The sequence below is a fragment of the Microbacterium shaanxiense genome (assembly GCF_054779995.1).
On the sequence record NZ_BAAGXE010000002.1, the window covers coordinates 1 to 23,448 of the forward strand.

At 65.8% G+C, this 23,448-nt stretch carries 23 protein-coding genes and 1 pseudogene; 4 read left to right on the top strand and 20 right to left on the bottom strand.

Translation table 11 applies throughout. The annotated features are described in order from the left end of the window. Positions 1 to 539: 539 nt before the first annotated feature. On the bottom strand, positions 540 to 1,028 hold the full coding sequence (locus ACYVG2_RS04805; protein ID WP_460779938.1) for a hypothetical protein: 489 nt from the start codon (positions 1,026 to 1,028) through the stop codon (positions 540 to 542). Between the two features lie 568 nt (positions 1,029 to 1,596). Here ACYVG2_RS04805 and ACYVG2_RS04810 point away from each other — a divergent pair. After that, positions 1,597 to 3,117: a helix-turn-helix transcriptional regulator gene (locus tag ACYVG2_RS04810; RefSeq protein ID WP_460779939.1), complete on the top strand. Its 1,521-nt coding sequence runs from the start codon at positions 1,597 to 1,599 to the stop codon at positions 3,115 to 3,117. Between the two features lie 314 nt (positions 3,118 to 3,431). On the opposite strand, the gene ACYVG2_RS04815 is transcribed toward ACYVG2_RS04810, so the two are convergent. The 7 genes and pseudogenes from ACYVG2_RS04815 to ACYVG2_RS04845 all read right to left on the bottom strand — a co-directional run bounded on the left by ACYVG2_RS04815 (position 3,432) and on the right by ACYVG2_RS04845 (position 9,609). Continuing rightward, positions 3,432 to 6,104 (bottom strand): tetratricopeptide repeat protein, encoded by a 2,673-nt coding sequence (locus ACYVG2_RS04815; protein ID WP_460779940.1) that lies wholly within the window; start codon positions 6,102 to 6,104, stop codon positions 3,432 to 3,434. A gap of 96 nt (positions 6,105 to 6,200) precedes the next feature. Further along, positions 6,201 to 7,574, bottom strand: coding sequence for a hypothetical protein (locus tag ACYVG2_RS04820; RefSeq protein WP_460779942.1), 1,374 nt, complete (start codon positions 7,572 to 7,574; stop codon positions 6,201 to 6,203). 339 nt (positions 7,575 to 7,913) lie between these two features. Continuing rightward, entirely contained in the window at positions 7,914 to 8,177 is a 264-nt protein-coding gene (locus ACYVG2_RS04825; protein ID WP_460779943.1) for a hypothetical protein, read from the bottom strand. Between the two features lie 308 nt (positions 8,178 to 8,485). Continuing rightward, positions 8,486 to 8,911 (bottom strand): hypothetical protein, encoded by a 426-nt coding sequence (locus ACYVG2_RS04830; protein ID WP_460779944.1) that lies wholly within the window; start codon positions 8,909 to 8,911, stop codon positions 8,486 to 8,488. Positions 8,912 to 9,090: 179 nt separating this feature from the next. After that, positions 9,091 to 9,267: a hypothetical protein gene (locus tag ACYVG2_RS04835; protein WP_460780774.1), complete on the bottom strand. Its 177-nt coding sequence runs from the start codon at positions 9,265 to 9,267 to the stop codon at positions 9,091 to 9,093. 65 nt (positions 9,268 to 9,332) lie between these two features. Then, a pseudogene (locus ACYVG2_RS04840) lies at positions 9,333 to 9,377 on the bottom strand (hypothetical protein); the annotation flags it as partial. Next, the gene (locus ACYVG2_RS04845; RefSeq protein WP_460780775.1) at positions 9,358 to 9,609 is read right to left on the bottom strand and encodes a hypothetical protein; all 252 of its coding nucleotides are present in this window, start codon (positions 9,607 to 9,609) and stop codon (positions 9,358 to 9,360) included. The gene ACYVG2_RS04845 and the pseudogene ACYVG2_RS04840, both read right to left, overlap by 20 nt. 160 nt (positions 9,610 to 9,769) lie before the next feature. Here ACYVG2_RS04845 and ACYVG2_RS04850 point away from each other — a divergent pair, with 160 nt between their 5' ends. The 3 genes from ACYVG2_RS04850 (at position 9,770) to ACYVG2_RS04860 (ending at position 11,192) form a co-directional block, all read left to right on the top strand. Beyond that, positions 9,770 to 10,054, top strand: coding sequence for a helix-turn-helix domain-containing protein (locus tag ACYVG2_RS04850; RefSeq protein ID WP_460779945.1), 285 nt, complete (start codon positions 9,770 to 9,772; stop codon positions 10,052 to 10,054). A 183-nt stretch (positions 10,055 to 10,237) separates the two neighbouring features. Continuing rightward, a complete protein-coding gene (locus ACYVG2_RS04855) occupies positions 10,238 to 10,564 on the top strand; it encodes a hypothetical protein (protein WP_247628399.1) in 327 nt (108 codons plus the stop codon). Positions 10,565 to 10,691: 127 nt separating this feature from the next. After that, positions 10,692 to 11,192 (top strand): hypothetical protein, encoded by a 501-nt coding sequence (locus ACYVG2_RS04860; protein ID WP_460779946.1) that lies wholly within the window; start codon positions 10,692 to 10,694, stop codon positions 11,190 to 11,192. On the opposite strand, the gene ACYVG2_RS04865 is transcribed toward ACYVG2_RS04860, so the two are convergent. The 12 genes from ACYVG2_RS04865 to ACYVG2_RS04920 form a co-directional block, all read right to left on the bottom strand. Further along, entirely contained in the window at positions 11,143 to 12,288 is a 1,146-nt protein-coding gene (locus tag ACYVG2_RS04865) for a hypothetical protein (RefSeq protein ID WP_460779947.1), read from the bottom strand. The genes ACYVG2_RS04860 and ACYVG2_RS04865 overlap by 50 nt on opposite strands. Then, a complete protein-coding gene (locus ACYVG2_RS04870; RefSeq protein ID WP_460779948.1) occupies positions 12,285 to 13,328 on the bottom strand; it encodes a helix-turn-helix domain-containing protein in 1,044 nt (347 codons plus the stop codon). Before ACYVG2_RS04870 ends, ACYVG2_RS04865 begins: the two co-directional genes overlap by 4 nt. Positions 13,329 to 13,489: 161 nt before the next feature. Then, on the bottom strand, positions 13,490 to 14,863 hold the full coding sequence (gene dnaB, locus ACYVG2_RS04875) for a replicative DNA helicase (RefSeq protein ID WP_448967181.1): 1,374 nt from the start codon (positions 14,861 to 14,863) through the stop codon (positions 13,490 to 13,492). 603 nt (positions 14,864 to 15,466) lie between these two features. Beyond that, positions 15,467 to 15,919 (bottom strand): 50S ribosomal protein L9, encoded by a 453-nt coding sequence (gene rplI / locus ACYVG2_RS04880; protein WP_460779949.1) that lies wholly within the window; start codon positions 15,917 to 15,919, stop codon positions 15,467 to 15,469. 11 nt (positions 15,920 to 15,930) lie between these two features. Then, positions 15,931 to 16,185: a 30S ribosomal protein S18 gene (rpsR, locus tag ACYVG2_RS04885; RefSeq protein ID WP_017829850.1), complete on the bottom strand. Its 255-nt coding sequence runs from the start codon at positions 16,183 to 16,185 to the stop codon at positions 15,931 to 15,933. Positions 16,186 to 16,246: 61 nt separating this feature from the next. Further along, the gene (locus tag ACYVG2_RS04890; protein ID WP_448967179.1) at positions 16,247 to 16,753 is read right to left on the bottom strand and encodes a single-stranded DNA-binding protein; all 507 of its coding nucleotides are present in this window, start codon (positions 16,751 to 16,753) and stop codon (positions 16,247 to 16,249) included. Between the two features lie 5 nt (positions 16,754 to 16,758). Further along, on the bottom strand, positions 16,759 to 17,127 hold the full coding sequence (rpsF, locus tag ACYVG2_RS04895) for a 30S ribosomal protein S6 (RefSeq protein ID WP_448967178.1): 369 nt from the start codon (positions 17,125 to 17,127) through the stop codon (positions 16,759 to 16,761). A 319-nt stretch (positions 17,128 to 17,446) separates the two neighbouring features. Next, positions 17,447 to 18,853 carry a DUF6716 putative glycosyltransferase gene (locus ACYVG2_RS04900; RefSeq protein ID WP_460779950.1) on the bottom strand — a complete coding sequence of 469 codons (1,407 nt, stop codon included), beginning with the start codon at positions 18,851 to 18,853 and terminating at the stop codon, positions 17,447 to 17,449. Next, positions 18,850 to 19,722 (bottom strand): N-acetylneuraminate synthase family protein, encoded by an 873-nt coding sequence (locus ACYVG2_RS04905; protein WP_460779951.1) that lies wholly within the window; start codon positions 19,720 to 19,722, stop codon positions 18,850 to 18,852. The genes ACYVG2_RS04900 and ACYVG2_RS04905 overlap by 4 nt, the downstream gene beginning before the upstream one ends. Positions 19,723 to 19,793: 71 nt before the next feature. Further along, positions 19,794 to 20,996 carry a cytidylyltransferase domain-containing protein gene (locus ACYVG2_RS04910; protein WP_460779952.1) on the bottom strand — a complete coding sequence of 401 codons (1,203 nt, stop codon included), beginning with the start codon at positions 20,994 to 20,996 and terminating at the stop codon, positions 19,794 to 19,796. Then, on the bottom strand, positions 20,993 to 22,420 hold the full coding sequence (locus ACYVG2_RS04915; protein WP_460779953.1) for a polysialyltransferase family glycosyltransferase: 1,428 nt from the start codon (positions 22,418 to 22,420) through the stop codon (positions 20,993 to 20,995). Before ACYVG2_RS04915 ends, ACYVG2_RS04910 begins: the two co-directional genes overlap by 4 nt. Beyond that, entirely contained in the window at positions 22,417 to 23,397 is a 981-nt protein-coding gene (locus ACYVG2_RS04920) for a glycosyltransferase family 2 protein (protein ID WP_460779954.1), read from the bottom strand. The genes ACYVG2_RS04915 and ACYVG2_RS04920 overlap by 4 nt, the downstream gene beginning before the upstream one ends. Positions 23,398 to 23,448 lie beyond the last annotated feature (51 nt).

Consider the following 23,448-nt stretch of genomic DNA (forward strand, 5'->3'; position numbering starts at 1 on the left):
CGGGCATGTTCCCATCCTCTCGATAAAGGAACGGAACGAAACCCAGGGCGGTTCATTCAGTTCACCGTCAAGCTGACCTTCACCAGCCCGACCACCGGCGAGACCATCAACTGCATCCACACGCTCACCTTCAGCATCACCGGCAGTTTCACCGGCGGACCCGTCGTCAACGGACACGGTCACCTCCAACTCACGGGGACGATCTCGACCCCCTAGCAACGCGAAACGACTTCTGACAGTCGTCCTGCCGAGGGGCATGGGGTCTCTTTTGGACCCTGAACACGGCCTCGATCGGCGGCGTGATCTGTGGCGCTGGCACACAGCACCATGGCTCCGATCCGAATCGAGCCGCGCGCGGCCGTCGTCGCCCGCGGACAGCAGACGCAGCGCCGTACGGATCGACGAGATCTCGAAGCCGCGTCCCGCCGGTGAGGAGGTGCTTCGGTTCGTACACGGCGGAGCTCTCCCGGGCAAGGTTTCGGTCGGTGTTCGCGCCTCTCTTGTGGCGTGGGCTTTGAGCGGCCGGCCGGGCGTGGATCCTACGGAGTCGGAGGCACGGCGACTTGCCGATGCGAGACGATGATGCCGGCGATGGCTAGGCCGGTAGCGACGACCCACGCAAGCACGCTCCCCCCGACGCAGACCGACTGCACCACTTCCGCCAGTTCCGTCGGGAACACACCACCAGTCCATGCCGTGAGCCGGGGAAGATCCTCCGGAATCTCGGAGCTGTACCCAATGACAAACGGGAAAATGGCCATCAGCACCCACAGAACAAGGACCGCGGCCGTATACGCACGTCGGGTTCTCTGAGAAGAGCGCACCGCCCTATCAAAGAGCGTCAGCAGGGCCGTCACGAGCAACAACGGAATCGCGATACTGGCCACGGCTCCGGCACCAAGAGAGGCCATTCCCATGGAGCCCCGACCGAGCAATTCTGACTCGAAGAAAGAGAACCACGGAAGAAGCAGAGCCAGCGGCCACTGAAAGATGAAGGCCAACCGTCCTACGAGTTTGGAGAGCTGCATCCGGTCAGCGTAGGTTCTCTAGATTTCGAGCCGCACCCGGTCTGCACGGTGCTCTTACCCAACGACAGCTGATCACGACGGCCCGCATGCTTCTCCTATTGCGAGATCAGAAGCAGGACCCCCGTGGAAACACGTAGCGGGACCTCGCGCCGCCTCTCCCTTACCCCACTCGTGGATGACCTTCTCCCATTGCTACGTTGATCTCGACAACGAACGCAGGCGACTACTCGGCCCGGCTCGAGGTTCGACGGTGTGAGACCGCCCGGCGCCTCAGCCAACAACGACGTGTGCGCCTATTCGAGGTGACGCCTGGATGCCATCGGCAAGATTGGCGACGCGTACTCGTCTAAAGGTTGAGCCCGCTTTTTTTGGACGCAACCGGATGCGTCATCGCATCCTGCGCTGGACGCGCCCCGCTGGCTCACCGGACGTCAGATGAAAACGCGCATGCGTTGTTCGGAGGCGACATGCGGCCGCACGCCGGGCGCGGCCGCGCGTCGCAAATCTCAAGGACAGAGCACACACCGGAACCGAAGGGGCGGCAGTGGCGACTAAGCCCTTCGAAGTTGTGGACGCGTTGCCTGTTGCTCCGCATGTTGCCGCGCTCATCCGCGACTTCGCGAGGGGTGACCGAGTCGCCGCGCTGGAGGTCGCACGGGCCCTGACTGCTGACCAGCGCACAGGGGAAGCGCGTCTCCCCGACGCTCTTCCCGCCGTCCCGGCTGTGCAGACCGCGACCGCGATCGATCGCTGGAACACTGCCACTCGCCGGCTGTTGCTCATCGCTGCCCTTGCCGTCACTGACCGAGTGGATGTGCATCTGCTGGCCGCATCGGTCGACACCGATGTCTTCCTTAGCGGTGACGCGGCGGATGCTCTGGAAGTTCGCAGCGGCCGTATCCTTTTCCGCGATGAACGTGTCCGCAGCGTGATTCTGCACGACGCCAGCCCTAAGGAGACGGTCGACGCACACGCCGCGCTCGCTCGAGCAGCGCGCAGTCTAGAAGAGCGCGGTCCTGCAATCTGGCATGCAGCGCTGGCTGCTCGGGAGATTCCCGCTCGCGCGGGACAGGCTCTCCTCTCTGTCGCTGGGCAAAGGATCGCCTTGGGCGACTTCGAGGCCGCCCAACGCATCGGTCGCCTGGTGGAACAGTCATCCACCAGCCAGATAAGAACGAGAGCACGGGAAGTCGCCGGTGCCGCCGCCCTATGGTCAGGTCACCTCGGCGATGCCCTGCAGCTTCTCCAGCCTGCCGCCAATCGCCCATCCTCGCTTTTTCTCACCGCTCAGAAACTGCGCGATGGACGGCATGTCATGCCCGGCGAAGACCCGCGGCATGTCATCGCCGAAGGGCTGCCACAGTTGCAACGCCATGCGGCAAACGCTCGAGAACGGACGATGCTGGGTTTCGTCATCGATGTGTTCCGCGCCTGGTTCGTGGATCCCGCCGAAGCGGACCGGTTGATGGCGAGTGTTCTGCTGTCTGCGCCGCCCACCCACACCGGGTATCGCTGGGCAACCGGTTCCGGGTCATCCTCGCCCTTGCTGTCAGCGCACGTCGTCCTGATGCAGATGTCCGCTCAACTGCAGTTCGGCGTCTGGGAAGAGGCCGCGGCGACCCTGCATGCTGGCATGCGTCTCCCGCTGGCCTACGCAGGATCAGGAGCCATCTCCAGTTTCGTGCGAATACTCGCACGGCAGGGAGCCGTCGATCGACGCCTCGAGGCGGATTTCGACGCGATCGGACCAGAACTCGTCGTGCGATACGACATGACCGGCCCGCCCGTCGGACATCGCTCAGTCGCGGTCGGACGCCAGATACGCGCGCAACCCCTCAACCCCCCGGACACGCTTACGTGGTCTTCGTCGCTCACGGCTCGCGAAACCGAGGTTGCAGGGCTGATCGCCCGCGGCCTGAACAACCGCACCATTGCCGCGACGCTCTCGATCTCAGAGCGAACCGTCGAGGTGCACGCATCGGCAGTGCTCCGCAAGGCAGGAGTTGCGTCGCGCAGCGGGTTCATCGCGGCCCTCCTACGGCGCGCCTCACCAACACCCTCGTCCGAAGGCGCCAGCCGTCTCGGATAGGTTTCACCCGCAGGGGCGTGAACGAGACGGACCGACGTGGCGCCGTTCTCGTCGACAGCTCTGCCGGTGCCCCCAAGCATGTCGTCGATCGGACTCGGCATCGGCGTCTCCATGTCTCTCCCCGACACCTCGCTGGCTGACTGCGACCGCTCGAGGGCGCCACTCCACGACGAACCGGCAACCGTGATCACCGCACATACCGTCGAGCGACTCAGGCATGCGACAGGCTACGGCCCCGCCAACACGGCGATCGCGAGCGGTGATGCGGCGGAGCTTCTCGCCGGCGTTCGGCTCGCTCGAAGCGTAGGCAAAGCTCAGCGCGCCATGCGTCGCGACCGCTTCTCCGCGCGCGCAGCGGCACGACGCTCATGACCAGAAGTGGAGACGTGAGGCGCTGCGCTGATCCAGGCATAGGTGCTCGCGGCAGACGCGTGTTCACCGAGGGCAGTGAAGCACCGTGCCAGGTCGAATGCCGAGCTCTTGACGCGCTCTAGGAGTTGCGGGTCTGTCGATCCCGCCGCGAGGTCGAGCACTCGACGGTGGGCTCCGGCGGCCTCTGCCGGTCGCCCGAGTCCTGCGAAGATCAGCGCCTGATTGCGCAGCGCCTTCGCGCAGCGCAACCGCCCAGACGGGGAATCGATCGACTGCCCATGAACGGCAACAACGTGCTCGTACGCGTCGAGTGCTCTTGCGGTGTCGCCGATGTCATCGATCATGACGGCACGGTTATACACCGCCTGTTGGCGTGCCACGGACACGTCGCTGTCGCTGGAGCCGGCGGCGAGGGCGTCGAGCGTCTCGTAGGCCGCGATCGCTCCGCGCGGATCGCCTAGTTTCGCGAGCGCCATGCCGAGTCGCAGGTGCGCGCGGATCTGCACCCGCTCGGCCCGCAGGTCAGCTCCGGATCGGATGACGGTCGCCTGGCGGGCGAGTGCGGCCACTTGCTCCCAGTAGCCGGCATCCTGCACGCATCCGGCCCAGGCATCGAGTGCCGCGAGCCGCAGCATCGCGAGGTCGGCGTCGTCGGACCCGGCGGTTTCCGCAACGATGGCGCTCCATGTCTGTTCCGCCTCTGCGATCTGACCGTGCTCGGCGAGCTTGTCGGCCGCGTAGAGCCTGTCGCGCAGGGAGCGGTAGCGCGCCGTTGCTGCGTCGCTGGGAGCGGTCTCTCCTATCGGTAGGAGCATCAGGATCCGGAGGTTCTCTTTGGCTCGGCGGACGGTGTCCTGGATGTCCTCATCTTCGGCGTCCCCGAAGTGTCTTTCGAGTTCTTCGAACGTGGTGATCGCCCGTCGCGTGTCGCCCTGCTCGTGCGCATCGACGCCCGCGCCGAGGCGACGTGTGGCGTCGAGGCGGCGGATCCTGATGTCCGGGTCCTGCCCGAAGCGCTCCGAGAACGTGTGCCGCAATGCCTCCGCCTCCTCTTGGTGGATGCCGTCGGAGCGCCAGGCAGACCAGAGAGTGTTCGCGGCCCACAGGCGCACGTCTCCGGAGGGGTCGTCCGCGAACTCCGCGAGGGCATCGTTGATCGCTCGGCGTGACGCTTCCAGCTCATCTGCCTCGCGGAGGAACCGGCTGGTCCAGTAGGCGGCCTGCGCCCGTTCTGGCCGGGCTGTGTCATGGGCGCGAACGTTCGCTTCCAGCCGTGCGAGCGTCGCGAGCGCCTCGTCGCGTCTGCCGATGTCGGACAGACGTAGTGCCCGGTCCAACAGCAGCGCTGCCATCGCGGGTACGGTCTCTTGATCGGTCCAGAGCGCGTCGAACCTCTCCTCGACCTGGGCGGAGAGTCGCACGGACTCGGCCGGATCGCGCACGGGTAGACGCTGGTCGCGGGTGGGTGCCGCACCGTCCGGATGGCCGATGACCCCGGCGATTTTCGCGGCGACGGCGAATCGCGCGATGGCGGATCCCGGATCCTGATCCGCTCGGAACAACCGGTCCGCGTATCGCAACGCAGACAGTCCAGATGACGTGACGGCCTCTGCCGGGCCGACCTGGTGGACGAGATCGACGAGCACCGCTGATCGCACGTCGGGATCTGCGGAACCCGCGTACCGGTCGAGCATTCCCTGCCATTCCGCTGTCGCCACTGCCTCGTAGTGTTCGGGCTCGAGGCGGCCGAGGATCCGCTGCAAGTGCCGGACTGAGGCTCGAGCACGTCGCACACCGTGGGTGCGGACGTCCCCAGCGAGCAGCAACCTGGCGTCGGCCACTGCTTCGATCGGTGGGGCACCGTCCGCGATTGCCAGATCGGCCAATAGGAGAGATGCATCCAACCCGAGCCCTTCGGACTCTGGAATCTGGAACGATTCCTCGGCGGCAAGGCGAAGCATCTCGGGGACGCCCGCGAGGTCGAGATCACTCTCGATACGCAGCCGCGCGGATGTGACCATGGCCTCGGCCCTGATCGTGGACATGCGAGAATCGCGCTCCCCGCCTAGCCGCAGGGCAAGCTCGTCGAGGGCGATCGCGATGGAACCGGGATCTTGGCCCAGCCAACGCCGGATCATTTGCGCTGTGAGTGCGGCCTCGGCCGCGGCGCGGCGCACGCCGACATGTGCGGATGCCCGAAAACGGGCGTCCGCTTCCTGCGCTCTCTGCAGCACCTCGACGTGCAGCACCGGATCGATGTCGTCGAGGACATGCACGAACTCGATCCGCCGCAGCTCGGCGACAGCGCGCGCTTCCGAGGTGCGAGCGTCATCGAATTTCGAGGTGAGAGCTTCCATGCGGGCGAGGTGGGCGTCGACGACCCAAGCCGGCTCGATTTCGACGTCGAGCTCGACGAGGAGCCCTGTCATCTCGGCGATCGCGTACGCTTCATCAGCATCTCGGGAAGTTGGCGTCTCGGCAAGAGCAGTGTTCAGCAGAGCTCGTGCGGCGCCCTGCTCTCCCAGCGCGATAAGTGATCGCGCTTCTGCCAGTCGCCGGTCGGTGCCCGTCGTCGAGGGGCCGTCCTCGATCGAGTGGTCTGACGTGTCATCCATCAGGGTCACGATAGACGATCCGCGCGGCGCGGAACGTGCTCTACGTGTTACCGAAAGCCCCGCTGGGTGGTGTCGCTCAATTGACGAGGAAGTCGCTTATGTGGCGGCGTTCCACGCGTTAGCGAAAACGCGAGCGCTCGGTGCGTCACTGTGCTCGAAGTCGATCCTGGGGGCTGTGCGCGTGCAGAGAGAATCGGTGGGGGAGGTGATGCAGAGCCGTTCATCGAACTCGGATAGCACCCGGAGCGCTGCAGCCGACGTGGAGAGCTCATCGTCAGTAGGTGGGGAATCAAACTCAAGCTCGAGCGAGAACCTCGGCTTCACATGCAGAGACGCGACGTTATCGCGGTGAGCGAGGCTAAGCGCTGTCTGCATGTGTGACACGAGATCGACAGGCGATGCTTCGAGACTGAACACTTCTTCGTCGCCGCGGACGACTTTGATAGTGACCGGGAACTCGGCTGCGCCGAGGACCTTCGCGAGAGGCTCTGTTATGCGCTGAGCGGAGGTCACGGTGTCGGCGCGGACAGTCATTGAGCGATCGTCCGTCCACACAGCGACGAGACCTGCCTGTAAGTCGGCATCGATCCTTGCCAAGACCTCGCGTGCCCGATCCCCATGTGCGCCCGGTGCCAGAGTGACCAAGTCGCTCTGGTAGAACACCTCGACCTGCGCCGGATCAAGGTGCTGTTCGACGACCATGCGTGCCGCCTCGACATCGCCCTCGTTCGCGAGAGTGATGGTGATTTCCGACTCTTCCGCGGAAAACGAAGTGACGGGGATTTGGTCCTGAAGCGCCTCGAATGCGCCGAACGCCTCCTGCGCCCATGCCCGCATTACCCCTGATACTTCGACGGCGCTCTCCGAGCCTTCGGGAGAGTGGAGAGTGATCGGCGGGTTCTGTCCTGTTTCTGCGAAGGCGGTCGGAGCGTCGGTGATTAGCGTCGGAAAGTCCGTAGTGGTAGTTGTAATCAGCGACACGTGGTCGATGTCGGAACCAAAGTCGCTTGAGCTGATCGTTCCAGAGAGTACGCGAGGGTCTCGCACGAGCGCGAAGACGACGTCAAGGAGAGCGGTGTTGGCATCGTCCGTGGCGAGCACGGGAAGCTTCCACCCGCCCATAACGAGGTCGATGCGCACCCGAGACTCCTCCCGGTCACCGTCAGTCTGAGCGCGGAAGTCAACAATACGGTGGACGAACTCCCGTACCTGCTCATCGTCAAGACCGTCATCCAGCACGACCGTGCCGCCAACGCCTCCCGTGAACGGCATGTTGTCCGCTGATGACAGGTCGACACTCACGACCGCGGGATCGTTGGCGAATTCGCGTTCGAACGACCCCAGCGTCGCATCCCCAGAAACACAGCCAGCCAGAACGAGCGTAAGCAAGAAAAGGCCGAGCACCGACAGGCCCAGCATTCCTTTACCTGCCTGCTGTTGCACGTGCGCCCTCCCGATCATGCGTCCCATCACGCTCGCCCCGAGTATTCCATGAGCAATGACCGTAGATTGCAGCCGCCGTGGCGAGCAGCTTCTCGCCGTTCGCGAGCCCGCACATCGAGCGGGAATGGGTGCGCTACCTCTTCCTCCCCGCGACTCGTGCAGCCGCTTGGGCGTAGCCCTCGGTTCGCCCTACGAGAAGCACGCCACTTTGGAGCACGCCCAGCACCACGCTCACGCATACTTGAAATGACTCCAATGAAGTGGAGGGCAATTCAGCCGAGCATCCGCATTAGTAGGCGAATGCCCACTCCCCCGAGTTTGAGGGCGGCGGCCGACAATTGATCGCCGTGTTTCGTGCTCCGTGGGTCAGTTGAGGATGCGGACTAGCGATGCGACGGCGATGATGACGGGGATGGCGGCGATGGCTGCCAGGATCACTGCGATGGTGGTCAGCCTGCGAGGTTCATGCCGCACGAACGCAATGATCGACAAGATGACTCCGATGATCACGAGCACCGCGGTGACGAGGGCGACAAACGCTGTTGCACTGATGACGGCCATACCCAAGCTAGTGGCGTTGAAAGTCACCACCAGCCCGACAGCAGCGACGAAGGCTAGAGCGCTGACCACGATCGCAGAGACAGCGAACGCTCTACGAGGAGTCGGGTGAGGAGTCGTCATGTGCCGCATCATACCCAAACAGCGACGATGCCCTCGTGCACCGTTCAACACCACTCCCCCGGGCCCGAGCAGCGACGGGACCGTCCGCCGTGACGGCCACCCAGATCGCGCTGAGTCAAGCGCCTGCCGATCGGGCGCCGAGTGCGGATGGGGAGATCTTCTCGGCCTGCGTCGTGCTCTGCCGGAACCGGCGCCTGCTTAAAAACTGTGCGCAGGCGCCGTCCGGGTGTGAGTGATGGGCTGGGGCGCGGAGAGCTTTAAGGGGCGGTGAGCGGACGGAAGTAGGTGTTGGAGGGTTTGACCCAGAGCAGGATGATGATCAGTACGGAAACGAGGGGCCCGACCAGCCCGATGATGGTCGTGTCGACGAACAAGGCAAGCAGGGACAGCGCTTCCAAGATGGTGATGACGATCCGCGCCCAGTTCCTCCCGCCTCGCATTTTGAAGAGCACGAAGATCTCAAGGGCGATCATGGCGAAAGTCACGATCGCGACTGTCAAGAGCTGCGCGCCGTTCTCAGGTCTTCCCGATATCGGAGCTGCGGTGCCATCGAGAACGTCCACGGCGCGCAGCAGGCGGAGGATGGCAACGACGGTGTCGACGGCGAGAGCGGCGATAATGAGCCAGAAGACGATCTGGACGGTCGCGGGAATGCGCCTGCGGGCTGTGTCATCAGAAGACATAGAGGAGTCCTTTCAAAGAGCGTGGCAGACGCTACCAGAAGCGAATGGCCAGTCGATCGCCGCTGCACAAACCCCCTCGCACCAGAAGCGCTGAGACGGGCGAGGTCCTCAGCAGACCTGCAGCGCGCGTGTCCAGTGCTCGTTCGTTCGCTACTCTCTGGCCATGAATCGAGGCTCTGTTACGCCAGGATAGGCGTCGAACGCCTGTCAGCCGCGAGTCGCTCCCCTACGGGAAAACCCTCAGAGACGGCGCGTGCGGGGATCCCGAGACGTTCGAAGACGCCGGCGGCCACGAGGTAGGCGACTCCTTCGGCGTGGGTGACCTCGGCATAGATCCCCGCCTGCGTGCATTGCATTCTCTTGATCCTCTGGATCTGCTCAGCCACTGATCCCAGGTGTCCGGCGTGAGAAACGCCGGCATCCGGTCATGCACCTCCCCCGACGCGTCACGGGCTCCCCGAGTGATGACAACGAAACACCGGGACCGCTCCCCCGTCGGCAGCTCCATCGACCAGGTGAGCCCGGGTCTGCGCGACGACGACCGCCGCGGCGAGAGCCCACGACTCCGCTGTGTCGTCGCCGGTGAAGTCTTCGAAGACGTACGCCCAAGAAGCTGGAGCCGGCGAGGCGACTCCTCTCCACCAGATCGGGTTGGGATCGGGTCCCACCGCCACCATCTCAATCACGATCGCACGCACGGGCCTCTCCCGAGATGCGACCGGCTGTCGTCGAGAAGGGCAGCACACGTGCAGGGGCAGCGGAGGACGTCCGTGGAGCAAGGATTGTTTCGTATGGCCTCCTAAATTATGCCATACCGATTAGGCCATACCGCAGGTCCACCTTCAGCACGCTGAGAAGGTGACCCGTCGGAACGAAGCGACTGAGCTGGAGTGGAGCCGCTACTCCCAGCGCTTCGCGACCACGCTTCGTTCCGTGCGCGAGCGCGCTGGCCTCAGCCAGGAGGAGGTCGCCTACCGCTCTGGCCTCACCCGTTACACCTACCAGAAGTACGAGAAAGGCGAATCGAGGCCTGGCAACCCAGCGAACCCGACGCTGCGCACGCTGATCGCGATGGCTCAAGTACTCGCCGTTTCCGTGGATGAGTTGATTCCTGACGCTCCTCCGGATCTTCGCGCACGCTAGCCACTGCGCCCGCCCCGCGGTGGAGCCACGAGTGCGCGCAGCCGCCGCACGCGCATTCACCCGAGGCGTCGTCAACCTCGTGGTGACTGGATCTGGCTAACCGCACATGAGGGCAACGCCGCGTCGCCAACTCAATTGAAATTCAATGTTCATGAATCATGAATTTATGCGTAGACTGAGGCCGTGCCCATCGGATCCCGCGCAGCCGAACTGTCGAAGGCAGTCTTCGGCAGCGAGCACATGCTCACCGTGATGTCGCAGATCGCGCAGGCGCCGGACACCACCTTCAGCGCTCCAGTCATCGAGCGCACCACGGGTCTAGCCGGGAGCATCGTGCACGGCTTACTCGCACGCCTGAAGCGTGCCGGACTCGTTCAGGTCGTGGGCCGCGTCGAAGGGGAACGCACCCTCACCTACCAGCGCCGCGAACATCTCGTATGGCAGGCGGCGTCACAGCTCACGTCCGAGGTCACTGAGACCCTAGGCTTCGGAGGCCACCATGACAACTAGCTCCTCCACCGCCACCGCCGGCACGTCCGGCGCGAGTTGGGTTTCCGGTGTGCTGCGAGTGCACGCCGACCTCGAGCTACACGGAGAGGAGATCCAGCGACGTCGCGCGGCGAATGCGACTCGACCGGTGCAAGACCTGGACACATTGCGATTCCTGCTCACGCTCTCGGTCGATCAACCCGTCGCCATCGCTGCACTCGGAGCGTACGAACGAGGCCTGACTAGACGCGCGGTCCGATTCGGATTCGCCGAGAAACGGACCATCGCCGGGAACTGCCCAGCGGTCGTCCGCAAGGCAGAGCCGCCTGTGACGGTGGAACTGGTTTCCGTTCTCGGTCCGCTGAGTCGTCGCACCCTGCAACTTGCAACGACGTTCGCCCCCTACGCTCGTCGTCGACTCGTCGTTCCATCCGGGCGCGTCGATGAGACGCTTCTGCTGGAGGCGAGCTATTACGGTGTCGGCGTGACCGTGACTGATGACGACGACGAACGCACGCTCGTCACGCCAGCGCCTTTTCAGCCCACCCGGTTCACGGGTGCTTCGTGGCTATTCGCAGAGCGCATGTATGCGCAAGCATTCAGCCCAGCGAACGCCACCGCGCGAGAGTCGGAGGTAGAGGGATCATGACGCCGGTGTGCTGGGGCAGTCGGACATGCTCAGCCTCAGCCTCAGCCAACCGCTGACTCCACCACTGAGCCGCTTGAGCGGTGCTCATCGAGGTTGCGGTCGCAACGATCTCATCGAACACGGCCAGGTTGTGCAGGTGCGCGAGGAATCGATCTTCATCAGAGCCGGTGAACGAGTCCACCGCGCGGCCCCCGCAATGCGCACACAGGCACGGCCACGGGGTGGCGCTCGCGAACCACTTCATGTGCATCTCACTGGACCGTGCAAATCGCATCAGCTCCGGCATCAGCACGTGCGGCGCCCGGTCGCTGGGGCGACTCGAGAATGACTTGTTCCCTGGCACCGACAGACGACGCAAACTCGGGATCTGACCGATGGCAGCCGCCCGCGCGCCGTACACGATCGCATCGATCCCGGCGAGGTCCGCCCGCCACGGGACCGCACCCTTGACTTCTCCGAAGAACCGCCGATACGACTCCGGTCCACCCTTGAGGTTCAGCGGGTCACCGGCCTTCGCCCCGAGTGCCAACGCGACCGGATGGCGGCTGCGCGTGGCGACTGCGATCAACTGTGAGATGAGCTCCGGCGTCGACCACTTCTGGTGCACCGCCAAGGGCAGGATCGCGTCATCGCGGTCAATCTTGTTGGCCGCGGCCAGGATCGCCTTAAGCGCCTCGGAGTCCGCGACATCCACGAACCCCGCTGGGATCACAGCGACCGATGCCCCCGCATCGCGTTGCGCCTGGAGGACCTCCTCGACTGTCGGCGCAAACAGCGCATCCGCCGGCTCGTCGATGATCAAGGGGCGTTCTGCCGTGGCGAGAGCAAATACCGAGGTCGGCTCGATGAGGAAGGTTAGCTCCTCGTGCCGGGCCCGCAGGTGCCCTGCTGTCTGCAGCGCCGTCGGCCCGGTCAACACCATGCCACCACGCTCCGAGTTCACGTACGGCGCGGTCTGCATCGTCTCCCCACCGGCCATCGTGAACACTCGGCCCGCCAGAGTACGCTCGATCAGCGTGGTGCCGACGAGCGGCTCACGCGACGTCCGCGATCTCGGCGTGCTGTCGACCAACCCGAGGTTCTTCTGATCCGTCATGCTGAGCTCCTTACGTAAAGATCCTCAAACTCGTCTTGATCAAGGAATGCGTCCCGCGCCAACTCCTCCATGGCCTCGCCGTCGTTCAGCCGCTGCCGCACGACCCGGCCGATCAGGCGGGGATGCTCCTCAGCGATCGCGACCGGTTCGACACTGCGGTATCCGGCCCGGGAGAGTTCGATGTTTAGCTGCCGATACCGCCCCTCGCTGATCACATCTAGATCCACCGCGCGTCGCAGTAGCGCCGCGATCGACACTCGCCACTTGGATTTCAGCCGGGCCAAGCCCGGGATGGTCACTGGAGCCGCCGCCAAGTCCGGCCGTACATCTTTCGCTGGCATCAGAAACTCTGCTGCGAACCGATCTGCCTCGGACTCCTGATCTTCCGACGGCACCTGGTGCATCACGGCGTGCGCTAGTTCGTGAGCCAACGAGAACCGCTGCCGATCCGGAGGGATATGGTCCCCCAGCAGCACCACCGGTCGCTGCCCCTCCGGCCAGCTCACGAGCGCATCAATGCGCTCCGATCCCAGCGACCGCTTCGCCACCACGACCCCGGCAGCTTCCAGCGCACCTACCAGGTCCGCCACCGGACCAGACACGACGCCGATGGACGCCCGGACCTCGCGTGCGATCTCCTCCGGCGTATCGAACCCGTCTGGCGGGAGCGGATGCCGTACCAAACGAACCGGCGTGCTGCCCGCGACTAGCCCAGCTACTTGCAGGTGCAGCAGCTCCAGTTCGGCACGCAGCCGGTTCGCGACCGACAACGGAAGGGTGGAACGCTTGCGATGAAACACATACGGCGCCGCCCCTTCATCCACCGGCAAGGTCAGTAGCACAGGAGGCACGCGCAATACAGCACTTAGCGTCTCCAGGCGCTCCGCGTCCAGCTCGACCAGACCAGCCTCAGCCTTCGACAACACCGCTTGAGAGATCCCCGTCGCAGCTGCCAAGGCTCCCTGCGTAAGCCCACGCGCGACCCGGACCGTGCCCAGCATCACCCGGCCGGTCCGACGATCAGAAGCGAAGTCTGCCATGGCAACTATCGTAGCGGACACCTCCGACAATCACGCTCTCTATGTGCAGAAATATTCCTGCAGGTATCCTGTGAGTAGCGCGCGAGGTCTCTGTACTTGGCAGTACTGCCAAGTGACTGACAAGTAGCGGTGGAATTTGTCATCTTCACGCGGAACCTACATCAGTTGAAGTCGCCACCTGGCGCCATGTCGGCGAAGCGCGAGTAATGGCCCTGGAAGGCGACATTGATCGTCGCGGTCGGGCCGTTACGGTGCTTGGCGACGATGAGGTCGGCTTCGCCCGGACGCACGTCCTTGTCGTAGACGGAGTCGCGGTGCAGCAGGATCACCATGTCGGCGTCCTGCTCGATCGAGCCCGACTCTCGCAGGTCGCTGATCTGCGGCTTCTTGTCCTGCCTGGCCTCTGAACCACGGTTCAGCTGCGACAGCGCGATGACCGGAACCTGCAACTCTTTCGCGAGCAGCTTGAGCGCACGGGAGAACTCGGAGACCTCCTGCTGACGCGACTCGACGCGCTTGCCGCTCGTCATCAGCTGCAGGTAGTCGATCACGACCATGCGCAGACCTTCACGCTGCTTCAAGCGTCGGCACTTCGCACGGATCTCGACCAGGGTCATGTTCGGGCTGTCGTCGATGTAGAGCGGTGCGTCGTTGATGCGTCCACGAGTCGCGGCGACCGTGGTCCAATCGCGCGGGTCGAGCGTTCCCTTACGCATGTGCTGGAGCGGAATGGCGCCCTCGGCGCTGAGCAGACGCATCGCGATCTCGCTCTTGCCCATCTCGAGCGAGAAGAAGATCGCCGGCTGGCCGTGGCCGATCGCGGCGGCGCGGGCGAAGTCGAGCGCGAGCGTGGACTTACCCATGGCGGGTCGCGCGGCGACGACGATCATCTGTCCGCCGTGCAGGCCGTTCGTGAGTTCGTCGAGCTCCTTGAAGCCGGTCGGCACGCCCGTCATCGACCCGTCACGACCGCTGGCCGCCTCGATCTCTTCCAGCGCAGCATCCACCGCGACCGTCAGGGGCACGTAGTCTTCCGCCGCCTCTGTGCCGGTGACCGCGTAGATCTCTGCCTGCGCGTTGTTGACGAGATCGGTCGCATCGCCCTGGCCGTCGTAGCCGAGCTGCACGATGCGCGTGCCGGCATCGACGAGACGGCGCAGGATCGAACGCTCGGCCACGATGCCGGCGTAGTATCCCGCGTTCGCCGCAGTCGGCACGATCGAGGTCAGCGTGTGCAGGTAGTCGGCACCGCCCGCGCGACCCAGCTCACCGGTCTTGATCAGCTCGTCCGTGACGGCGACGACGTCGGTGGGCTCGCCGTGCGAATACAGCGAGAGGATCGCCTCGAAGATCAGCTCGTGCTTGGGGATGTAGAAGTCGGCACCCTTGAGGGTCTCGATCACATCGGCGACAGCATCCTTCGAAAGGAGCATTCCACCGAGGGCACTCTGTTCGGCGAGGAGGTCGTGGGGTGGCGTGCGCTCTGGCTTGCGCTGTCCCCCGAGGCGCTCCTCCGAGATGTCGGCAATCGACACTGTGCTCCCTCCGATGCGCTGGCTGCTGTTGCGGCGCGGGATGATGGATCCCCCGATTGCCGTACGACGACGGCCGGTTCTGCGGCAGCAATGAGCGAACCACGAACCACCGACATCTCGTCGCTCGTCCACGCTAGAAGCGCCCTACTCCACCCGCAACACAGCCTGTGGATAACTCTGTGGAGAGGATGCGAACAACTTCGGAGTGTCTGTGCAGAACGCATGTGGATAACCCTGTGCTGCACGCCTTTTCACAGATTTTTAATGATCGTTGACCTGGGATTTATCGATTCCCCAGGCTGTGGATGAGAATCTGTTTAAACGCCCTATTGAAGGTTGAGGCCTCCGGAAGCACATGTGTACAACCTGGGGAGAAGTCAAGCCCTGTTTTTCTCGGGCGCGTCCGCCGCTCCGCGCACGGGAACGAGCGGGTCACCGGCGAATTCATCCGTCGTTCAGCCGCTCCGGTGACGTGCCATCACTCAGTCGCGGGTGTCTGCTCACGACGGACTGATCAGTCTCCGCAGGCGTCGTAGGCGGTCCGCCGCCGAGAACGCAGAAAGCCCTCCGCCCGAAGGCAGAGGGCTTTCTGAGGATCGCGCGTTACTTGGCCGCGACGACCTGAAGGGTGATGACGGCGACGACGTCCTCGTGCAGACGCACGGTCGCCTCGTGGTCACCGGTCGACTTGATCGGCGAGGTGATGGTCACCTTGCGCTTGTCGATCGTGCCGAGGCCGGCAGCCTCGACAGCGTTCGCGACGTGCTCGGTCTTGACCGAACCGAACAGACGCCCGCCGCCGCCGGCCTTGACGGCCAGACGGACCTTGGTGTCCTCGATCTTGTCCTTGAGAGCCACAGCCTCGTCGCGGTCGTGGATCGCACGCGCCTTGCGTGCGGCCTGGATCGACTCGACCTGCTTTGCGCCACCGCGGGTCCACGCCGTGGCGAGGCCCTGGGGGATGAGGTAGTTGCGGGCGTACCCGTTCTTGACCTCGATAACGTCACCGGCGCTTCCGAGCCCGGCGACCTCATTCGTGAGAATCAGCTTTGCCATATCGATACCCCTTAGCGGCCAGCGCCGGCGTAAGGCAGGAGTGCCATCTCGCGTGCGTTCTTGATCGCCGTGGCGATCAGACGCTGCTCCTGCACCGAGACACCGGTGATACGACGGGCACGGATCTTGCCGCGCTCCGAGACGAACTTGCGAAGGGTAGCGACGTCCTTGTAGTCAATGACGCCGACCCGGATCGACTTCGCGGGAGCGGTGGGCTTGCCACCCTTCCGCGGCTTGCGGCGGTCGCCGCTCGACTTTCCAGCCATGGTTTTTCCTTATTGATGAGCGGATGCCGTGCCTCTTGCGAGACGCGGATCCAGAAGTTGTTTAGAACGGGGTGTCGTCGCCGAAGCTGCCTGGAGTGCTCCAGGCATCTGCGCTGGTCGAGGAACCGGGTGTGGACCACGGCTCCTCCGACACCTGCTGCTGCGCTGGGCGCTGTCCACCGCCGCCGCCACCGGCACCGCCGGAAGCCGCACGGGTGACCTGCGCCGTCGCGTAACGCAGCGAAGGGCCGATCTCATCGACCTCGAGCTCGATGGCCGTGCGGTTGTTGCCCTCACGGTCCTGGTAGGAGCGCTGGCGAAGACGACCCTGCGCGACAACACGCATGCCCTTCGTCAGCGAACCCGCCACGTGCTCGGCGAACTCGCGCCACACGGACGCACGGAGGAACAGCGCATCGCCGTCCTTCCACTCGTTCGCCTGACGGTCGAAGGTTCGCGGCGTCGATGCGATGGTGAAGTTCGCCACCGGCAGTCCGTTCTGCGTGTAGCGCAGCTCGGGGTCGGCCGTGAGGTTTCCCACCACGGTGATGACGGTTTCGCCGGCCATGAGCCTTAGGCCTTCGCTGCCTTGGCGGCCTTGCGGGCCGCCTTCTCCTCGGAGCGCTTCGCCTCCGAAGCGACCATCGCCTGAGCTTCCTCGGAGCGGAGCACCTTGGTGCGCATGATCTGCTCGTTCAGGCCCAGCTGACGGTCGAGCTCCTGCGTGGCAGCGCTCGTCGCGGTGAAGTTGACGACGGCGTAGATGCCCTCGGTCTTCTTCTGGATCTCGTATGCAAGACGGCGCTTGCCCCAGATGTCGACCTTGTCAATCGAGCCACCATCGTTGGTGATGACCTTCAGGAACTTGTCGAGCGTAGGGGCGACCTGGCGCTCGTCGATCTCGGGGGTCAGAATGACCATGAGTTCGTACTGGTGCGTCACTTACCCACCTCCTTCGGACTAGAACGGCTTCCGGGCATTTCCCGAAAGCAGGAGGGTGTGTGCACGTGCCCGCCCATGCGCGCAGGATGCACGCAGAAGACAGACAACCTGGACAGTCTAGCGGAGTTCCGGGCGTGTCGCGAACGCGGTCAATCGACGGAGCTGCGCGGAACGATCCAGCGGTGCGAGAAGCTCGGCTCGACGGCTGCGAAAGAAGCGCGGGAAGAATTTCCGGGTCCAGATGCTACGGAAGCCGGGAAACTCTTCCGGCATCGTCGCGGTTGCGTTCAAGTGTCGTTCTGACGGCGACAGATCAACCTCAGCGCCGGATCGGGTCGTGGTGCGGCGTCGGCTCGAGCGTGTAGTCGGTCGTGGCATCCGACCAGGTGTCCTCGCCCGCTCTGCCACGCGCACGTCGCATCGACAGGATGCCGTTCACGAGCGGAGCCCCCACGCCCAGCGCCACACGACCGATGACCGAACGATCCTCGCCCGCGAGCACGCTCTTGCGGTGCCATGCCGCATGCAGCGCGCCACCGCGACCGGCCGGCACCAGCTTCGCCCGCAGGCGGCCCTCGCGGCGCAGCGCGACGAGCTCTTCGACGCAGCGCCACCAGTTCGTGTCGGATTCCGGCTGGAAGTAGTTGTCGCGCTGCCATCCGGCGAGCGGATGGCGGAACCGCCGTCCCACGACCTCCTCGGCGCCGCCCAGCAGGCCGCTGCCGGTGAACACCGTGTTCAGGAGCGCCTTGTGCACCCCGAACGTGTCGAGGGCGATGACGGGGACCTTCTGCGCAAGCGCCTCGATCGCCGCCGTCGAGCTGACGGTCACCAGCCCCTCGGCGCGAGCGAGCGCCGTCGACATCGGCTCGTGCGAGATGACGAGGTTGCCGGGGCGATCCGCCAGCAGGTCGGCATAGGCATCGCGCTCGAGGTGTGCCTCGGCCTCTCCCGGCCGCGATCGCAGCTTCACGACGACGCGCTTGGTCGGATCGGCGACCGCCGCGAGGCGCAGCATCTCGACGATCTGCTCGCGTTCGTGCCGCGCAGCAGGCACGAGCGCCTGCGCGGCGAACACGAGGTCCGTCCCGCCGGGGTGGGCGAGCGGAGCCGGCGCGGGGCGAGCGGAACGGGATGCGCCACGGCCCGCCGACGCACCGACGAGTTCGCGTTCCTCGACGCGGACGGTCGTCGCCGTCACGGCATCCGGCGCCATCCGCGCGAAGGGGAGCACCGCGAGCGCGGTCGGCACCTGGAGGCCGATGCGACGACCGAGCTCGGCGAAGGCGCGCTCCTCACGATGCGAGTGCACGATCATCAGGTCGCTCTCGCGCCGGTACTCGAGCGCACCGCGTTGAGCGGGAATCGACATTCCCGACAGTCCGCTCACCACGACCGGCCTTCGGGTGAGCCGGTCGATCTGGCGGGCCATCAGGCGGACGAAAGGCCCGCGGCCGGAGAGCACGACCACGTCGGGCTGATGCCCTGTGAGCCACCCGTGCAGTTCCTCGAAACCTAGGCGCGTGACGTCGGCAGCCGTGAAGCTGGTACCGGTGAGGGCAGTGCGCTCCTGCGCCGGACTCACCGTGAGCGGCGTGCGCACGAGCAGCATGTGGCGTCGAATGCCCTCGACACCCGACAGCAGCGACGCCGACCATTTCACGAACGAGTCGGCATCCGCGATCGCGACGACGCGCAACTCGCTCGTGCTGGTCATCATGCTCATGCCGGAACGCGACGCAGCTTCGCCATCGGGGCCTGCTCGCCCGGGAAGACGCGCTTGACCCCGTCGCCGAGAGCGGTCTCGATGACCCGGATGTCGCGCACGAGGTGCGAGAGGCCTGTCGGCTCGAGCGATGCGGCGTGGTCGGAGCCCCACATCGTGCGATCGAGCGTGATGTGGCGCTCGACGGCGACCGCTCCGAGTGCGACGGCCGCGAGGGAGATCTGAAGTCCGCGCTCGTGTCCCGAGTAGCCGATCGGCACACCGGGGTAACGGTCGCGCAGCGTCGTGATGACGCGGAGGTTGGCCTCCTCCGGCTCCATCGGGTACGTCGACGTCGCGTGCATGAGCACGACCCGGTCGGTGCCGAGGGTCTCGAGCGCACGGTCGATCTGCTCGATGGTCGACATGCCAGACGAGAGGATGATCGGCTTGCCCGTCTCACGCAGCGCGGTCAGCAGCTCGAGGTCGGTGACGCTGGCCGAGGCGACCTTGTGCGCCACGACGTTCAGCTCTTCGAGGAACGCGACGCTGGGCACGTCCCACGGTGAAGCGAACCAGTCGAGCCCGCGCAGCGTGGCGTGGTCGCCGATCTCGACGTACTCGTCACGGCCGAACTCGACGCGACGACGGTAGTCGAGGTAGGTCATCGTGCCCCACGGCGTCTCCCGCGGAACGTCGCGCATGTGCTCGGGGGTGGAGATCTCCGGGGTGCGCTTCTGGAACTTCACCGCGTCTGCACCGGCGTCGGCCGCGATGTCGATGAGTCGCTTCGCGATGTCGACGTCGCCGTTGTGGTTCAGGCCGATCTCAGCGATGACATAGGCGGGCCGGCCGCCTCCGATCACGCGTGATCCGATGCTGACAGTCATGGTGGTCCTCCAGTCGTCGTACCCCTCATTCCTGGGTACGCCGCGACTGTGAACACTGCACGAACTCGGGGTTACCGGGGTCGGTCGGCTGTCAGAACGCGCTCGATCAGCTCGCGCACGGCTCCGTCGCCGCCTCGTCTGTCGAGCACGACCCTGGCCGCCGCACGAACCTCTGCCCGCGCATCCGCGACCGCGACGGGCCAGCCGACGATCCGCATGGCGGGCAGGTCGTTCACGTCGTTGCCGAGATACGCGATGTCGGCGAGGGCGATGCCGTTCTCCGTCGCCCACGCGGCGAGCGCGGCTTCCTTGTCGTCGACGCCGTGCAGCACCGGCACTCTCAGCTTCTCCGCCCGCGCGCGCACGACCGGGTTGACCTCGGTCGAGAGGATGAGCATCGGGATGCCGGCGCGCCTGAGCCTGGCGACCCCCATCCCGTCCTCCCTGCTGACGCGCACCTGCTCGCGCCCTTCGGCGTCGACCAGGGCCGTGTCGTCCGTGTGCACGCCGTCGAAGTCGGTGACCACCGCCTTCACCGCGATGGCCTCCGGCTGATCCACGAGCGGGGCGAGAGCGGATGCCGCGGCGAGCTGGTGCACGTCATCGATCTCGATCGCCGTCCGCTCGGAGACCTCGACGATGCCGATCCTGCCGAAGAAGCGGTGCCCTGCCCGACGGAAACCGTCTGCCCGGAACGCGTAGAAGGCACCGGTCTCGAGGTAGTGCGGCTCGCGGTCCTGGCGGCGCGGCCGGTGGGCGGCGTCGTGGTTGATCGCGACCGCGGCCCCCTCGTCGTCTCGCCCCCACAGGAACCCGTACGTCTCGTGCGCGGAGAACATGCTGTCGTATCGGCCGGAGCGCACCCCGTCGACCGCGACGTCGATGCCGTCACTGGGGATGAACGGCGACGTCGCCTGGATGAAGACGACCACGTCCGCCCTGTCCCCCGCGTCGTCCAGGACGTCGAGCACGTGCAGCACCGCGCTCTCGGACGAGGCGCCGTCGCCGGAGAGCTCGGCCGGCCGGCGGATGACGCGAGCCCCGGCCGCGGCGCTCAACTCCGCGATCTCGTCGTCGTCGGTGGAGACCACCACGAGATCCACGTGCGCCGCCGCCGCTGCGGCGCGCACGGCGCGCTGGATGAGCGCGACGCCGCCCACACGCATGACGTTCTTGCGGGGCACACCCTTCGAGCCGCCCCGCGCCGGGATGACCGCGACGGTGAGGCCGCCCGCTGATGCCTTCGCCCTCGACTCTTCACGTGAAGTCGTCATAGTCCGCGCGCCACCTTCCACACCCGTGCCGCGCGTCGACGCGCGCCCCTGATCGTGAGCCGGATCTCCTCGGCCCTGCCCACGCCGCCGACCGAACGCAGCGCGCGGCGCACGATCGGCTCGGCCGGGGCCCCGGGCAGTCGCAGTGCGATGAGCCTGTCACGGGCGAAGTAGCGATCCCGTTCGGCCTGGTCGAGCTGCCGGAGCAGTTCCTCCGCCCGCGGGCGCAGGTGCGCGGCGATCTTGGGCTGCATCGCGTACCCCACGGCATCGATGAGCGATTGCAGCCGTTCCGGGTCGCGATAGCGGTCATCCGGTCGGGTCAGCGCGTCGACGATCGTCGCGGGGATCCGATTGCTGTTCTCGTACGGGGTGAGCCTGCTCAGCACCATCTGCGTGCCAGAGGACGCCACTGGCCGATCGAACAGTGCCTGCGCGGTCGGCAGAGCGGTCGAGAACCCCGCGACGATGCCGACCACATCCAGGCGCTCGGCGACGAGCTCTGCAGATTCGACTCCGCGGTACTCGACGAACTCGACCCCGTGCGTCTCGGCCCGCGCACGCACCGTATCGGTGACCAGCGGTGGTGCGGACGGATGAGGCTTGAAGACGATGCGCTGCGGATTCCACGCCGCTGCCCGATCGATCATGTCGCCCTGCATCGAGATCTCCTCCGCGGGCGACACCAGTCCCAGTGCGGACAGGTACTGTCCGAGCACGAGCGCGGTCGGTGTGCCGTCGGCGAGCGCGTCGAGGCGCGGATCCGCCGCCGTCGTCTCGAGGAGCACCTTCCGGAATGCGGCCGGAGGCACCGGCATCCGCTCCGCACCACCTGCGCCGCGGCGAGACCGAGCCTGCGGCACGAGACACGGCGTGCCCGGCTCGGTCTCGCGCGGCGGAGTCGGTCTCGCCGCACCGAACACGAGCGGCTCCACTCCGGGCACGACGTCGGCGTACACGACGCGGCCGACTCGTTCGACGACGGTGCGCGGCAGCTTCACCCGCATCGGCGAGTAGGTCATCAGGCCATCGCCGATGATCGTGATGCGGGCATCGGGGAAGAGCGACAGCAGGGTGCGCGCGGGGGCGACCTGCGGGCTCTGCACGAACAGCTCCAGATCGTCGTCGAGTCTCCAGGCGCGTGAGAGCAGACGATTCAGGATCGGAAGGTCGGCCGCGACGGGATGCCAGGAGCTCGGATGCTGCGGCGAGAGGATCTCGTCGAGCGGCTCGATGCGATCGAAGCGCGCGCACAGCGAGCGGAGGTTCGGCTGCTCGTGGATCGCAAGGCTCGTCTCGGGGATGCGCGCGGAGTTCACCGGTACGAGCATCCGCTCCTGGCCCGCTTCGATGAGGCCCTCGTCGAGTGCGGCGGCCGCCGTGGTGAGCCCGTAGGCGCTGTGAAGGACGAAGAGCTGGGTCATCTCGCGTGCCCCGCCTCACGCAGCGTGCGTGCGAGCACCCGCCGTTTGGAGCCCTCCAGACGATCGAGGGCGTGGGCGACATCCGCGGCGTCGAGCGTGGCGAGCAGGTCGCGGATGCTGTCACGCATCTCGCGCCGCAGTGCCGGCGTCATGCGCCGGGACCGAACGATGTGATGCGAGCTCAATGCGAGGGCGGTGCGCACCACCTTCGGCATGAAGCGCTGGGCGTCGGCATCCTGCTCCACGATCTGCACCACCTGCGAGAGGGCGCGCGGAAAGTCGAGCTGTCGACGATCGCGCACCTGGGTGAGCGACGTCGCGACGCCGCGGCGGTAGAGCATCGCCGGGGCATCGACCGCCGCGAAGGACCCGGCCTGCAGGTGCAGTCGCCAGATCCACGGACGATCCTCGGCGGTGAAGAGACCGTCGGGGAACGCGGCGAGGCCCTGATCGAGGATGCGCCGGTGGAAGATGCCCGCCCACGCGTAGGGGTAGTCGACCATCGTCGTGTCGTCGGCGGGAAGGATCGCGTCGCGTGGAGATGCGACGACGCCGCGCCAGGCGAAGGGGGCGCGCACGATCTTGCGGGCGGATCCGGTGACGCGCACATGGTCGGTGCGGAGGAAGTCGCATTCGAGTTCCTGCAGCCGGGAGGCGAGCACCTGCAGTCGGCGCGGCTGCATCCAGTCGTCGCCGTCGATGAAGCAGAACGCGTCGCCCTCGATGTGCGCGAGACCCTGATTGCGTGCGCTGGCGAGTCCGACCGGTCGTGGATTGACGAGCACCTCGGCGTGCGCGAAGCGCTCCGCATAGCTGCGCATCTGATCACCGGTGCCGTCGGTCGATCCGTCATCCACCGCGACGAGCTTCAGCGAGCCCGGATCGTCGAACTGCCGCAGCAGCGTCTCGAGGGTCGTGCCGATGTACGGAGCGGCATCCTTCGCGGGAAGGATGACGGTGACGAGCGGTGTGCGCACAGGGCTCCCGGTGGGTTGGTGGGCGTCCGGAATGCTCGCATCCGCACCTTG